The sequence below is a fragment of the Roseovarius sp. MBR-154 genome (assembly GCF_053628595.1).
In genome coordinates this window covers 23,682-37,406 of record NZ_JBRJGR010000018.1, presented here as the reverse complement: position 1 = coordinate 37,406, position 13,725 = coordinate 23,682, and the positions used below count along the sequence as shown (strand labels likewise).

15 protein-coding genes are annotated in these 13,725 nt (G+C 66.7%); 4 read left to right on the top strand and 11 right to left on the bottom strand.

All coding sequences use genetic code 11. The features are described 5' to 3' along the window. Positions 1-78: 78 nt before the first annotated feature. Positions 79-1,935, top strand: coding sequence for an ABC-F family ATP-binding cassette domain-containing protein (locus ACSSV4_RS17635; RefSeq protein WP_454276401.1), 1,857 nt, complete (start codon positions 79-81; stop codon positions 1,933-1,935). A gap of 75 nt (positions 1,936-2,010) precedes the next feature. On the opposite strand, the gene ACSSV4_RS17630 is transcribed toward ACSSV4_RS17635, so the two are convergent. After that, the gene (locus ACSSV4_RS17630) at positions 2,011-2,265 is read right to left on the bottom strand and encodes a hypothetical protein (protein ID WP_454276400.1); all 255 of its coding nucleotides are present in this window, start codon (positions 2,263-2,265) and stop codon (positions 2,011-2,013) included. A 239-nt stretch (positions 2,266-2,504) separates the two neighbouring features. On the opposite strand from ACSSV4_RS17630, the gene ACSSV4_RS17625 reads away from it, so the two are divergent. Both ACSSV4_RS17625 and ACSSV4_RS17620 read left to right on the top strand, forming a co-directional pair. Continuing rightward, positions 2,505-3,131: a MarC family protein gene (locus tag ACSSV4_RS17625; RefSeq protein WP_454276399.1), complete on the top strand. Its 627-nt coding sequence runs from the start codon at positions 2,505-2,507 to the stop codon at positions 3,129-3,131. Positions 3,132-3,148: 17 nt separating this feature from the next. Then, complete coding sequence (locus ACSSV4_RS17620; protein WP_454276398.1) at positions 3,149-3,727, top strand: retropepsin-like aspartic protease family protein; 579 nt, start codon at positions 3,149-3,151, stop codon at positions 3,725-3,727. A gap of 3 nt (positions 3,728-3,730) precedes the next feature. On the opposite strand, the gene ACSSV4_RS17615 is transcribed toward ACSSV4_RS17620, so the two are convergent. The 3 genes from ACSSV4_RS17615 to ACSSV4_RS17605 are packed head-to-tail and all read right to left on the bottom strand — an operon-like array spanning position 3,731 to position 6,590. Continuing rightward, entirely contained in the window at positions 3,731-4,717 is a 987-nt protein-coding gene (locus ACSSV4_RS17615) for a YcjF family protein (RefSeq protein WP_454276397.1), read from the bottom strand. After that, complete coding sequence (locus tag ACSSV4_RS17610; RefSeq protein ID WP_454276395.1) at positions 4,714-5,160, bottom strand: N-acetyltransferase family protein; 447 nt, start codon at positions 5,158-5,160, stop codon at positions 4,714-4,716. Before ACSSV4_RS17610 ends, ACSSV4_RS17615 begins: the two co-directional genes overlap by 4 nt. Then, positions 5,157-6,590, bottom strand: a complete 1,434-nt coding sequence (locus tag ACSSV4_RS17605) for a YcjX family protein (protein ID WP_454276394.1) — start codon at positions 6,588-6,590, stop codon at positions 5,157-5,159. Before ACSSV4_RS17605 ends, ACSSV4_RS17610 begins: the two co-directional genes overlap by 4 nt. A gap of 187 nt (positions 6,591-6,777) precedes the next feature. Between ACSSV4_RS17605 and ACSSV4_RS17600 the strand changes: the two genes are divergently transcribed. Beyond that, a complete protein-coding gene (locus tag ACSSV4_RS17600; RefSeq protein ID WP_454276393.1) occupies positions 6,778-7,398 on the top strand; it encodes a thiamine phosphate synthase in 621 nt (206 codons plus the stop codon). Between the two features lie 64 nt (positions 7,399-7,462). Here the strand turns inward: ACSSV4_RS17600 and ACSSV4_RS17595 are convergent, their stop codons facing one another. The 7 genes from ACSSV4_RS17595 to ACSSV4_RS17565 all read right to left on the bottom strand — a co-directional run bounded on the left by ACSSV4_RS17595 (position 7,463) and on the right by ACSSV4_RS17565 (position 13,637). Continuing rightward, positions 7,463-7,609 carry a hypothetical protein gene (locus ACSSV4_RS17595; RefSeq protein ID WP_176214376.1) on the bottom strand — a complete coding sequence of 49 codons (147 nt, stop codon included), beginning with the start codon at positions 7,607-7,609 and terminating at the stop codon, positions 7,463-7,465. Between the two features lie 104 nt (positions 7,610-7,713). Further along, positions 7,714-8,385, bottom strand: a complete 672-nt coding sequence (gene scpB, locus ACSSV4_RS17590; RefSeq protein WP_454276392.1) for an SMC-Scp complex subunit ScpB — start codon at positions 8,383-8,385, stop codon at positions 7,714-7,716. Then, entirely contained in the window at positions 8,378-9,169 is a 792-nt protein-coding gene (locus ACSSV4_RS17585; protein WP_454276391.1) for a segregation and condensation protein A, read from the bottom strand. The genes scpB and ACSSV4_RS17585 overlap by 8 nt, the downstream gene beginning before the upstream one ends. Next, positions 9,162-10,169, bottom strand: coding sequence for a beta-N-acetylhexosaminidase (gene nagZ / locus ACSSV4_RS17580; RefSeq protein WP_454276390.1), 1,008 nt, complete (start codon positions 10,167-10,169; stop codon positions 9,162-9,164). The genes ACSSV4_RS17585 and nagZ overlap by 8 nt, the downstream gene beginning before the upstream one ends. After that, positions 10,166-11,098 (bottom strand): SPOR domain-containing protein, encoded by a 933-nt coding sequence (locus ACSSV4_RS17575; RefSeq protein WP_454276389.1) that lies wholly within the window; start codon positions 11,096-11,098, stop codon positions 10,166-10,168. The genes nagZ and ACSSV4_RS17575 overlap by 4 nt, the downstream gene beginning before the upstream one ends. 81 nt (positions 11,099-11,179) lie before the next feature. Next, positions 11,180-12,925: an arginine--tRNA ligase gene (gene argS / locus ACSSV4_RS17570; protein ID WP_454276388.1), complete on the bottom strand. Its 1,746-nt coding sequence runs from the start codon at positions 12,923-12,925 to the stop codon at positions 11,180-11,182. 61 nt (positions 12,926-12,986) lie between these two features. Continuing rightward, a complete protein-coding gene (locus ACSSV4_RS17565) occupies positions 12,987-13,637 on the bottom strand; it encodes a hypothetical protein (RefSeq protein WP_454276387.1) in 651 nt (216 codons plus the stop codon). Positions 13,638-13,725: the final 88 nt, after the last annotated feature.

Below are 13,725 nucleotides of genomic sequence, written 5' to 3'. Positions count from 1 at the left end.
GCGGCTCCGATAGCATGGGGGGCGCACCTTGAAAAGCCGCGATTGACGGCGGCGCGCGGTTGCGGCATGCGGGGGGTCATGTTGCGCATTGATGATATCACCTACGCGGTCGCGGGCCGCACCCTGATCGAGCATGCCTCGGCCAGCATCCCCGAAGGTCACAAGGTGGGCATCGTCGGGCGCAATGGCACCGGCAAGACCACCCTCTTTCGCCTGATCCGGGGCGAATTGGCGCTCGAAGGCGGGAGCATCAGCCTGCCGTCCCGCGCCCGCATCGGCGGCGTCGCCCAAGAGGTGCCGGGCAATGAGGTGTCGCTGCTGCAAACCGTGTTGAGCTATGACACGGAACGTACTGAACTCATGGCTGAATCCGAGCACTCAAGTGACGGCACGCGGATCGCCGAAATCCAGACCCGACTGGCTGATATCGACGCGTGGAGTGCCGAGGCGCGCGCCGCGAGCATCCTCAAGGGGCTGGGCTTTGACGACGCCGAACAACTACAGCCCTGCTCCGCCTTCTCGGGCGGCTGGCGGATGCGCGTAGCCCTCGCCGGCGTGCTCTTTTCACAGCCCGATCTCCTGCTGCTCGACGAGCCGACCAACTATCTCGACCTCGAAGGCGCGCTCTGGTTGGAGACCTACCTCGCGCGCTATCCCCATACCGTGCTGATCATCAGCCATGATCGCGGGCTGCTCAACCGTGCCGTGGGCTCGATCCTGCATCTCGAGGACAAGAAACTCACGTTATATCAAGGCCCTTACGACCGATTCGCCGAAACCCGCGCGGCCCGTCTTGCCGTCGCCGCCTCCGAGGCCAAGAAGCAGGACGCGCGGCGCGCGCATCTGCAGAGCTTTGTCGACCGCTTCCGCGCCAAGGCGAGCAAGGCCGTGCAGGCGCAATCGCGCCTCAAGATGATTGCCCGGCTCAAGCCGATCACGACCCCGCAAGAGGCCGCACTCAAACGCTTTACCTTTCCCACCCCCGAGGAGCTGTCGCCGCCCATCCTGCGGGTCGAGAGCGGCTCGGTCGGCTATGATGGCGTGCCGGTCCTGCGTCGCCTCAACCTGCGGATAGACCAGGACGACCGGATCGCGCTACTGGGGCGCAATGGCGAGGGTAAGTCCACACTTTCCAAGCTCTTGTCGGGCAAACTTCACCTCATTGAGGGGCAGGTGCACAAGGCATCGAAACTGCGCGTCGGCTATTTCGCGCAGCATCAGGTCGACGAGTTGCACATCGACGAGACCCCCATCGAGCATATCCGCCGCCTGCGCCCGACGGAGCCCCCGGCACGGCTGCGCGCGCGGCTCGGCGGCTTCGGCATCGGCGCCGAGCAGGCCGAGACGCTGGTGGGTCAGTTGTCGGGCGGACAAAAGGCCCGGCTCAGCCTGATGCTCGCCACCCTCGACGCTCCGCACATGCTGATCCTCGACGAACCCACCAACCACCTCGACATCGAGAGCCGCGAGGCGCTGGTCGAAGCGCTCACCGCCTATTCCGGCGCGATCATCCTGGTCAGCCACGACATGCATCTGCTCGGCCTCGTGGCGGATCGGCTGTGGCTGGTGAACAAGGGCGAGGTGCACCCCTATGAGGGCGATCTGGAAAGCTACCGCGCCATGCTGCTCTCGGGCACCGACACCGACAAGACCGGCAAGCCCGCGCCCAAGCCCAAGCCCGAGACCCCCAAACGCCCCTCGCGCGACGCCATCCTCAGGCTCAGGCAAGAGGTGAAGAAATGCGAGCAGCGCGTTGAAAAACTTACGGAAATGGAGGGCAAGGTCGCCAAGAAACTGGCCGATCCAACGATCTATGACGACGTGCACGGCGTGACCGAATGGCAAAAGAAATATGCCGAGATCGAGGATGGTCTGGCCCTCGCCGAACGCCTCTGGCTGGAAGCGCTGGAGCGGCTCGAGGCGGCGGAACGCTAGGCTCAGCCCGGTCTCAGGCACGGGGTCAATGTCAAACGCAGACCGCGGGAGTCGGAGCTTTCTCTAGGTCCGGACTCAATCCTCCTTGGGCGGCTTCTGGACCCTGTAGATCACCCAGAAGAACACACCGGCAAACAGGCCCAGAACGCCCCAGGTGGCGCCATTGGCAAGGGCAAAGCGAGCGGTTTCGCCGAATGTCACGCCATCCGCGAACAGATTGACCAGGATGTAGATCAACGGAACGGCAAAGAGGCCAAAACCCGCGCCAGCGGCCGCCCCGAGGAGGGCCCAGGTCATATAGGAATTCGTGGTCATGATCGGTTCCTGCATGTGAATTTCAATGTGCACGTAAAGCGGCTCTTCTCACGATAATCAACGCCCGACCGCCGCTCCTGTCATCGCAAGACAGCCGAGACCGGCCGCGTGCGTCAGGATGCTCGACCCGCCACGCAGGATCACATAGCGACCATCGAACGGAAGTCACCAGATTGCGGAAAGTTTTTCTGTCGCCTGTCTGACCACATCGCGCGCCATGGCGCGCCGCGCGAAACCGCGATAGGCTGCCCCACATGGACACCGCATTCCTCATCACCGCCTTCGTCACGCTCTTCGTGATCATCGACCCGATCGGCATGACACCGCTTTTCGTGGCGCTGACGCAGGGCATGAGCACGGCGCGCCGCCGCGCCATCGGCATCCGCGCCTGCGTGACCTCGGCGCTCTTGCTGATCGTCTTTGCGGCCTTCGGCGAGGCGGTGCTGGGCTTCATCGGCATTTCCATGCCCGCCTTTCGCATCGCCGGGGGGCTGCTGCTGTTCCTGACCGCACTCGACATGCTGTTCGAGCGGCGCGGGCAGCGGCGCAAGGGGCAGGCGGATGCCGCCGAAGAGGACGAGGGCGACGACCCGTCGATCTTTCCGCTGGCCATCCCGCTGATTGCCGGGCCCGGCTCCATCGCCTCGGTGATCCTTCTGGCCGGGCAGAAACCCGGGGTCGAGGGGCTGGCGCTGGTGATCGGCGTGATGCTGTCGGTCATCGCGCTGGTCTTCGTGATGTTCCTGATGGGCAGCCTGCTGGAACGCGCGCTCGGCAAGGTCGGGATCAACGTGGTCACACGCCTGCTGGGCATGCTTCTGGCGGCGCTTGCGGTGCAATTCGTGCTCGACGGGTTGCGCGGCTTTGGTCTGGCGGGCTGAGCGCCTATATCGGACCCATGGAAAACTTCGATCTTCTCAATCTCACCTATCTGGTCATCCTCGGCTCGGTCATCCTGCTCTGGTTCGTGGTGCAGAACCGCGAGTCGCTGGGCAAGCTGATGCAACAGGCGCTGATCTGGGGGCTGATCTTCGTCGGGGCCGTCGCGGTGGTGGGCCTCTGGAACGATATCCGCCAGACCGTGCGCCCGATGCAGAGCGTGGTCTCCGAAGACCGCATCGAACTGCCGCGCGCGCCGGACGGGCATTACTACCTGACCGCAGAGGTGAACGGCGAACCGGTCCGCTTTGTCGTCGATACCGGGGCAAGCCAAGTGGTGCTGGGCCAGGCGGACGCGGCGCGCATCGGCATCGACACCGGGGCCCTCGCCTATCTGGGACGCGCCTACACCGCCAATGGCGAGGTGCGCACCGCCGCCGTCACGCTGGACAGCGTCGCGGTCGGTCCGGTGCGGCACGAGGATGTGCGCGCCGTGGTGAACCAGGGCGAGATGAACGGCTCGCTTCTGGGGATGAGCTATCTGCAACGGTTTTCCAGCATCGAGATTACCGGCGGCACGCTGGTGCTGACGCGGTAAGGCTCAGGACGGAAAAAGCCCGACAAGCGCACGTTTGACCAGTCCCGAGACGGACGGGCGGCGCACTCGCAGGAAGGGCAGCGGGCGACAGACCTCCATCGTCGCGACCCCCACACGCGCGGTCAGCGCGCCATTGACCACCCCCTCGCCAAAGCGGCGCGACAGTTTCGAGAGCATGCTGCCGCCCGCGACGCTGCTGATCATGTCGTCACCCACGGCCACCGCGCCCGTGGCCACCAGATGCGCCATCACCGCGCGGGTCAGCCGCCAGCTGCCCAGCACACCGGCGCGCCCGCCATAGATCTCGGCGATGCGCCGGATCATCCGCAAATTGGCAATCAGCGCCCCCGCCACATCCGCAAGCGCCAGCGGCACCAGCGCGGTGACCGTCGCCACCTGCCGTGCCGCCAGTGCGATCTCCTGCAGGGCCTGCGCATCGAGCGGGGCCAGCAACTCGGCCTCCGCCAGACCCAAAAGCGCCTCGGCGTCGAACTGATCCCCCTCGCGCTCTTTCAGCCGCGCCTGCCCCCATTGCAGCGCATCACGCCCGGCATAAAGCGCCGAGAGCCGCGTCACCGTGGCGCGCGCGCCGCTCAGATCTTCTTCCGTCAGCGCTGCGTTTGCAGAATGCCGGAGACTGTCGAGCCGCCCCAGCCGCGCAAAGGCCGCAACCTCGCGCAGGGCGATAAGCACCACCACGAAGAGCAGCGCCACGCCCATCCCCGCCACCGCATAGCCCAGAAGCGGCACCCGCTCGATCAACCCGGTCGCGAAATCCCAGGCCGCGACCGAGACCGCGGCGCCGATAAGACCAAGCGCCAATGCCCAGAACGCCCGCGCCAAGCGCGACGGCCGCCGCGCCGCACGCGCCATCGCCGCCTGCATCGCACGGCCCTCGGGGCGGGGCTGGTCGTCGGGCACGGGTGGCGCGCGATCAGGCTCCGCCGCCCTGTCCTCGTCAAGATCGATCAGAACCGGGCCGTTGGTCATGCCAGCTCTTCCCCCTCACTCCAGATCATCAGGATATCGGGCAGGCCCTCGTCATTGCCCGCCCCCTGCCCGCGTACGGCCTCGCGAAAGCCCTGCGCCGCATAGAACGCGCGCGCGGGTCGGTTGCGCTCCAGCACCCACAGGTCGAGCACGCTCGCAGCGCCCTTGGCCTCGGCCAGCAGCGCGCCGCCATGGCCCTGCCCGCGCCGCGCAGGCGCGACGTAAAGCGCATGTACCCGCGAGCCGTCGCGCACGATGAAACCGGCGATGCCCGACCCGTCGCGCAAAACGCGGACCCAGCCCCGCCGCGTCACCCACAGGAGCGCGCGCAGGTCGTCAAGCGGTCCGCGCACCTGCGGCAGCCACGGCGTTGCCCGGGTAAACGCCCACAGGATGCGCGCGAGATGCGGCAGATGCCAGAGCCGGGCGCGCGCGATTCTCATAGCCGGTCGCCGATCAGGAACTGCGCGGCGCGATCCAGCCGGATATGCGGCGGCCCCTCGCCGGGGCGCAGGCTGAGGGCTGCGGGCGCAAAGCGCATCGCCCGATAATCGCCATCGGGCCATGCCTCCGCCCCGCCCCGCGCCGCCGCCAATAGCCGCGCGGGATCCTCGGGCAATTCGCCCGGATGAAACGCCGCCTGCCGTCCGGTCTCCAAGAGCCGCCCGCGCACGCAATCGAGATCGCGGCCCTGATGGCTCATCCGCTCCTCGACCGTGGCACGCAGCGCGGCGATGGCCATGGCGCGGGTCTCGGCCCCGGCGAAATCGGCCCGGTCCCGTGCTGCGCGCAACAGCGCCTCCATGATCGCGGTCAGGCGCCCGTGCTGCGTGTGATGCAGGTGATCGGCCTTGGTCGCGGCAAAGAGGATCTTTTCCACCCGCCGCCCCATCAAAAGCTGCGTGAGAAACGCATTCCTACCGGGGCGAAAGGCCCCGAGGATATCGGCCATGGCGCCGCGCATGTCCTCGACCGCGCGCGGCCCCTTGTGGATCGCATCGAGCGCATCCACCAGCACCACCTGCCGGTCGATCCGCGCGAAATGATCGCGGAAGAAGGGCCGCACCACCTCGCGCTTGTAAGCCTCATAGCGCCGCGCCATCTCGGCGCGCAGGCTTTTGCGCGGCGGTGCGCCTTCACCCGGCAACGGCGCGAAGGTCACCACCGGCGAGCCTGCCAGATCGCCGGGCAAGAGAAACCGCCCCGGCGTGCAGTCATAAAAGCCCGCGTCGCGCGCGGCATGAAGATAGGCGGTAAAGCCCTGCGCCAGACGCTGCGCTGTCGCCTCCTCCAGCGGGGCCGCGCCATCCGTCGCGCGCGCAGCCTCCAGATAGGCGGCGGCCTGCGGGCGTGGCTGGATGCGGTCCAGCACCTCGTCGCACCACTGATCATAGCTCTTCTCCAGGAGCGCCAGATCGAGCAGCCATTCGCCGGGATAATCCACGATATCGAGATGCACCACACGCGGGCCGGTCATGCCGGACAGAAATCCGCCCGGCCGCACCCGCAGCGACAGGCGCAGTTCCGACACGGCGCGGGTGCTCTCGGGCCAATGCGGGTCGGGCCCGGTGAGGGCCGCCAGATGCGTCTCATAATCGAAACGCGGCAGGGTCACGTCGGGCTGCGGTTGCAGATAGGCCGCAAGAATGCGCCCCTCGGCCTCGGCCAGAAGGCCCGGCATGCGCGCGCGGTCCAGAAGATTGGCAATTAGCGAGGTGATGAACACGGTCTTGCCCGCGCGGGCAAGGCCCGTGACCCCCAACCGTACCACCGGCTCGAAAAACGCGCCCGAAACGCGATCCCCGAACTCCTCGAACCCGCGTGTCAGCCCATCGGCCAGCCCTGCAATCGCCAAACCTGCTCCTTTTCTCATTGCCCCCAAGATAGAGGCCCGGCCGGGGGCTTGCTAGGGGCCATTTGCACCGGCGCGTCCCCGCCGCGATGATGCGCGCGCCGCATCGGGGGATATGAGTATTTTCACCATAAAGAAGCCGCACGCCAGCAATGGTCAAAGCCGTGTTTCTTGGCTAAGAGGGGCGAAAATGCCAAGGAGCGCCCAGATGGACGAGATCGAGCAGCCGCAAATCTATCTCATCACCCCGCCCGAGTTCGAGCTCGACACATTTCCCGAACGTCTGATGCAGGTGCTCGACACGCATCAGGTGGCCTGCGTGCGGCTGAGCCTTGCCACCCGCGACGAGGACCGCATCGCGCGCGCCGCCGATGCCTGCCGCGAAGTGACCCATGCCCGCGACATCGCCCTGGTGATCGACAGCCATATCCTGATGGTCGAGCGGCTGGGGCTCGACGGGGTGCATCTGCTGGACGGGCCGCGCTCGGTGCGCGCCGCGCGCAAGGAACTGGGTGAGGACGCCATCGTCGGCGCGTTCTGCGGCACCTCGCGCCATGACGGGATGAGCGCGGGCGAGGCGGGCGCCGATTACGTGAGCCTCGGCCCGGTCGGGCCCACCGCGCTCGGCGATGGCCGCCGCGCGGAGCGCGAGATTTTCGAATGGTGGTCCGAGGTGATCGAAGTGCCCATCGTCGCCGAGGGCGGGCTTGACGCCGAACATGTGGCCGCTTTCGCCCCGGTCACCGATTTCCTCGCGTTCGGTGAGGAAATCTGGCGCGAGGACGATGCCGCCGCAGCCCTCGGGCGGCTCATTTCCGCAATTGGCTAAGTGCAGCTAGCGATTTTGCGCAATTTCGAACCGAAAAAGTCTATCAACTTTTTCTGAAATTGCTTCAGCCCTTGCGCTGCGGGTCTTTCGCGCCGCGCCGCCCCTTGCCCATGCGTTTGCCCATGGCGTCCATCCCCGCATTCATGCCCCGGCTCAGAAACCGGCGCATGACCATGCGGATCACCATGTTGATCATCTGATTGGCGTTCATTGCGCCTCTCCTCTCGCTGCCTCTGGCGATACATAACACGTAAACGTGCAGATTTCAGGGCATCGCGGGGAAAAGTTTACGCGACGGGGTTGAGGTCGCCCGCCTCAATCCTCGAAGAGTTCGTGCTGCCCCGGCGCCGTCTCGCTCTCGTCGGTCTCCTCGCCCTCGCGCGGCTGCGGCATGGTGCCGGGCGGCGGGCGGTTCTCCAGCAGCCCCGCCGCGCGCAATTCCTTGAGCCCCGGCAGATCGCGCGCGCTTTCCAGCCCGAAATGATCAAGAAACTCCTGCGTCACCACGAAAGTCACCGGGCGCCCCGGCGTCATCTTGCGTCGGCCAAAGCGAATCCATTCCATTTCAAGCAGTTGATCGACCGTGCCCCGGCTGACCGACACGCCGCGGATCTCCTCGATCTCGGCCCGCGTGACCGGCTGATGATAGGCGATGATCGCCAATGTCTCGATCGCCGCCCGGCTCAGCTTGCGGGTCTCGACGGTCTCGCGGCTCATCAGATAGCCCAGATCGGGGGCGGTGCGCATGGCCCAGGCATCGCCGACCTTGACGACCCGGACACCGCGCCCGTCGTAACGCTTGCGCAGATGCACCAGCGCCTCCGCCGGGTCGCTGCCATGCGGCATGCGCTCGGCCATGTCGCGGGTGCTGAGCGGCGTGGCACTGGCAAAGAGCATCGCCTCGATCATCCGCTCCTGCTCGGCTATGGGTGGGGCGTCAAAGAGACTTTCTTCTGTATGTTCAATATCTTCCGACACTTTAGTCATCCTTGCGCCGCAGCTCTATCGGGGCAAATATATCAGCCTGCCGAAGCTCCACCCGGCCTTCCTTGACCAGTTCCAGAGAGGCGGCGAAGGTGGAGGCAGTGGCCGAGCGCCGCCGCGCGGGATCGGTGGTGAATCCGTCCGGCAGGTAGCTGGAAATATCCGTCCATGTCCCGGCGAAACCGATGAGCCCGCGCAGCCGCTCGAGCGCCTGTTCCATGGTAAAGATCGCATCGCGGTCCATGACATAGGGGCGAAATTCGTCGCGCGTCCGGATCCGGGCATAGCCCTGCATCAGGTCGAGCAGCGTGGCGCTGTAATGCACCTTGCGCCGCCGCATCACATCCTCGGGTAGGCCGCGCGCGAAGAAATCCCGCCTCAGCCGGTCGCGCCCCATGAGCCGCGCCGCGCAATCGCGCATCGCCTGCAAGCGCTCCAGCTGAAACGCCAGATGCGCCGCCATCTCCTCGCCCGACGGCCCGTCTTCCGCCGGATCGGGCGGCAACAGCAGCCGTGATTTCAAGAACGCCAGCCAGGCCGCCATCACCAGGTAATCTGCGGCCAGTTCCAGGCGCAGCGCCTTGGCGCGCTCCACAAAGGCCAGGTATTGCTGCGCCAGTTGCAGTACGGATATCTTGCGCAAATCCACTTTCTGCGTCCGGCTCAGCGTCAAGAGAAGATCAAGCGGCCCCTCGAACCCGTCGACATCGACGATCAGCGCCTCGGCGGCCATCCGGTCGGCCACATTCACCACTGCCTCACCCTGATCGAAGTCGTCCTCAGCCATGCCCACGCCCACTCATCAGCGCGTCAAGCTGCGCCGAGAGGGCCGAAATGTCAACCGGACGGGGTGTCTTGCGCCATGTCAGCGCCCGCACCGCGCGGCGCTGCGCGGCCTCCGACATCTCGCCCGCCGCCTCCGCCACCGCCTGCCGCTCGGCCAGTGTGCCGTTGCAATGCAGGATCACGTCGCAGCCTGCGGCGAGCGCCTTGCGGCTAAGATCGGCCAGCGTGCCGTGCAGCGCCTTCATCGAGATATCGTCCGTCATGATCAGCCCGTCAAAGCCGATTTCCTCGCGGATCACCCGCATCATCGGTGAGGACAGCGTGGCAGGTGCGCTGTCGATGGCCGAATAGACGAGATGCGCGGTCATCCCGAGCGGCAGATCGTTGAGAGCCTGAAACGGTGCAAAATCCGTCGCCTGAAGACGCCCCGGAGCGGTATCGACCACCGGCAGATCATGATGGCTGTCGGCCTCGGCGCGGCCATGACCGGGAATGTGCTTGACCACCGGCAAGACGCCCCCCTCCAGCAGCCCATCCGCCACCGCACGGCCAAGCGTCGCCACCGTATGGACATCCTCGCCGTAACAGCGATTGCGCAGGAACGGATGCGTGCGCGGCCCGGCCACATCGACCAGCGGCGCGCAATTGCTGTCGATTCCGAGCGCATGCAGTTCCGCCGCGATGATCCGGTAGCGCAGATACATCGCCTCTGCCGCCCGCGCGCCCGCCGCCTCGGCCTGATCCAATGGCGCGGGCCAGTCGCGCCACTGCGGCGCGCGCAGGCGCTGCACGCGCCCGCCCTCCTGATCTATGGTGATGACCGCATCATGCCCTGCCGCCTCGCGCATCTCCGCGCAAAGCGCGCGCACCTGCGCGGGGGTGTCGATATTGCGCGCGAACAGGATGAACCCGAACGGGCGCATATCGCGAAAAAACGCCTTTTCCTCGACACTCAGCCGCAGCCCTTCGGCATCGAGGATCGTCGCGCCATAGCGTGTCACCGGGTGACCACCGGGATGCAATCGGCGCGTTCCGCCACCAGTGCCGAGCAGAACCGCCGCGCCTCGCCCAGATCGGCAAAGCCCATGGCGCGCAGCCGGTAAAAGGTGCGCCCGCCGCTCTCGGCCTTCTGGATCACGCGCCGCTTGCCGTCCAGAAAATCCTCGAACCGGGTCTCGAGCCGCCCCCATTCCTCGCGCGCGATCTCGGCGGATTCATACGCGCCCAGCTGCGCCAGCCGCGTGCCGTCGGGGATCGCCGCAGGATCGACCTCCGCCGCCTCGGAGGCCGTGTCGCGGGCCGTGGCAACCGCAACCGCCACCGCCTGCGAGACATCGGGCCGAAGCCGCGGCCGCAGCGAGCGGCTTATGGCACCCTCGACGCGGGTCTGTTCCGGCTCTTGCGTCACGTCTTCGTCGGTCGCGGTTTCGCCCTCAAGCGGGCTCAGCGGCGCGGCATCCGCCGACACCAGATCTGCAAGCGCCTGCACCGACGCCTGTTGCAACGCCTCGGGCGCGTCATCCGGTGTGGCCTCCCCGGCCTCGGCCGCCGGGCTCACCTCGGCCATCTTCTTGACTGCGGCCTTGGCACGCGGCACATCCTCGAGCGTCAGATCAAGCGGCGGCGGCGCCAGGATCAGCCGATCTGCGGGCGCGGCAGCCACGCCTTCGGCCGCCACCGCGTTGACCGACAACCCCTGATGATCGGCGGCCTGTCCGCCCGGGTCCTCGGGGGCGACACGCATCGGCCCCTCGACCGCGCGCACCACCGGCACGCCGGACACGTCGCGCATGATGAGTTTGTAGCCCCACACACCCACGCCCGCCACAAGGGCCAGCGACAGCACCGCGCCGGTGATATTGGTAAGTGTTCCAAGGGTCGCCGCGCGGGTCTGCGCGGGATCGCTCCCTGCATCGTGCCATTCAGCCATGCTCTGCCTCTTGCCTCACCGGCGATACATGGCCGCCGGGGATTGATGTCACTGCCACATCCCCGGCCATTTTCGGATGGCTCAGCGCATCTCTTCCGCCGGAGTTACCCCCAGGATACCAAGACCTGCGCAAATAACAACGGCTACGGCGCGCACAAGGGCGATTTTCGCGCGGCTTGTGGCCGGATCGCCCTCTTGCAGAAAGCGCAGCGCCGGCTCGTCATGGCCGCGATTCCACAACCCGTGCAGATCCGAGGCCAGATCGTAGAGGTAGAACGCCACCCGATGCGGCTCGTTCGAGCGGCCCGCGATCTCGACAAGGCGCGGCCATTCGGCGACCTTCTTGGCGACCGCGATCTCGGCCTCATGGGTCAGCCCCGACAGATCCGCCGCCGCCAGCGTGGCATCGTCCACCGCGATCCCCGCGTGCTGCGCCTTGCGCAGCACCGAGTTCACCCGCGCATTGGCATATTGGACGTAGAACACCGGGTTGTCCTTCGATTGCTCCATCACCCGCGCGAAATCGAAATCGAGCGGCGCATCGTTCTTGCGCGTCAGCATGACAAAGCGGGTCACATCCGCGCCCACCTGATCGACCACGTCGCGCAGCGTCACGAAGGTGCCCGCGCGCTTCGACATCTTGAACGGCTCGCCGTTCTTGTAGAGCTTGACCAGTTGACACAGCTTGATATCGACCGGCACCCGGCCATTCGACAGCGCGGATACGGCCGCCTTCATCCGCTTGACGTAGCCACCGTGATCCGCGCCAAAGACGTCGATCAAGAGGTCAAAACCCCGGCTGATCTTGTCGTAATGATAGGCAATATCCGGCGCGAAATAGGTCCAGCCGCCATCGGATTTCATGATCGGGCGATCCACATCGTCGCCATGTTCGGTGGATTTGAACAGCGTCTGCTCGCGCGGCTCCCAATCCTCGGGCATCTTGCCCTTGGGCGGCTCCAGCACCCCGCGATAGATCAAGCCCTTGCCGCGCAGATCCTCGATTGCGGCCTCGATCAACCCCGTCCCATAGAGGGATTTTTCCGAATAGAACACGTCCATCTCGACGCCAAGCGCCTTGAGATCGGCGCGGATGAGGTCCATCATCGCCTCGGTCGCGTAAACGCGGATCGGCTCCAGCCAGACCTCTTCCGGCTGACCGACATAGGCATCATTCACCTTGTCCTTGAGGGCGCGGCCGACCTCGATCAGGTAATCGCCCGGATAGGTGCCGTCGGCAAAGGCCACCTCCTGCCCATGCGCCTCGAGATACCGCAGGTAGACCGACCGTGCCAGCACATCGACCTGCGCGCCGCCATCGTTGATGTAATATTCGCGCGTGACGTCGTAACCCACGAAATCCAGCAGGCTTGCCAGCGCGTCGCCAAAGACCGCCCCCCGCGTATGACCCACATGCAGCGGCCCGGTGGGGTTGGCCGAGACATATTCGACATTCACACGCTTGCCCTGCCCGATGCTTGAGCGCCCGAAATCCGGCCCCGCCTCCAGCACGTTACGCAGCACGCCGTGCCAGAGCGCAGGCACCAACCGCAGGTTGAGAAACCCCGGCCCTGCCACCTCGGCCACGGCGACGCGACCGTCCTCGGCCAGCATGTCGGCCAGCGTGGCGGCGATGTCGCGCGGCTTCAGCCCGGCAGGCTTGGCCAGCACCATCGCGGCATTCGTGGCCATGTCGCCATGCGCCGGATCGCGCGGCGGCTCCACCGTGACATTGCCCATGTCGAGCCCCTCGGGCAATTGCCCCGCCGCCTGCATCCGGGCCAGAGTGTCCAGCACGAGACTGCGGATGTCGGTAAAGAGATTCATGGCACGCCTTTCCTGCTGCGATGCGGGCCGGTTTACCACCGCTAGCCCGCGCGTCAATCACTCAGGCCCCGGCAGCCCCCAGATGCAGGACCGATCCGCAGGGCCCGGCCCAGTTCCCTGCCGCCAGCGCCTCGACCGCAGGCCAGAGCCGCGCGCCACAGGACCGCTCCGCCCCCTCGGGTGCCAGCCGCAGGGCATTGACCATCACACGGATGCCGACTTCCTCCTGCATATGGCCTGCAAGCGCGGTCAACCCGGCATCATAGGCCAGATCCTCCGCCCGCGCCGCCCCTGTCGGCGCACGAAAGACCACGATCACGCGCCCCGCCCCGGCGGCGAGCGCGGGCAGAAGCGCCCGGCTCAGCGCCGGGATCGCCGCGATGGCCGCGCCCGGTCGGCGCGGCGCACGCAAGGGCTGAAGATGCAGCAGAAGGTCAAGCGGCGTGGTGCCCCAGACCGCGCCGAGCCGCTCACAATGCTCGGGCCGCAGCGCGTCGAGGGCCAGCGTCTCGATGCGGTCCGGTCGCGCCCGCGCCACCGCCCGCGCCCGGGTGGCCTCCCGTTCCAGAGCGATGACACGCGCGCCCGCCTGCGCAGAGCCAAGCGCAAGGCACCGGCCCGCATCGCAGCCCGCAGCCGCGATCATCACCGTCTTGTCAGACAGCCCCCAAACCACATGCACACCCAAACGATCGTTACGCACCCCGTGCATGTGGTATCATCCCGCCGCGCGCGGGGCAACGCCGCGCTGACCCTGCGCCCGGTGAGACGTCTGCCGTGCCACCGGCGCGCGCCGGTGG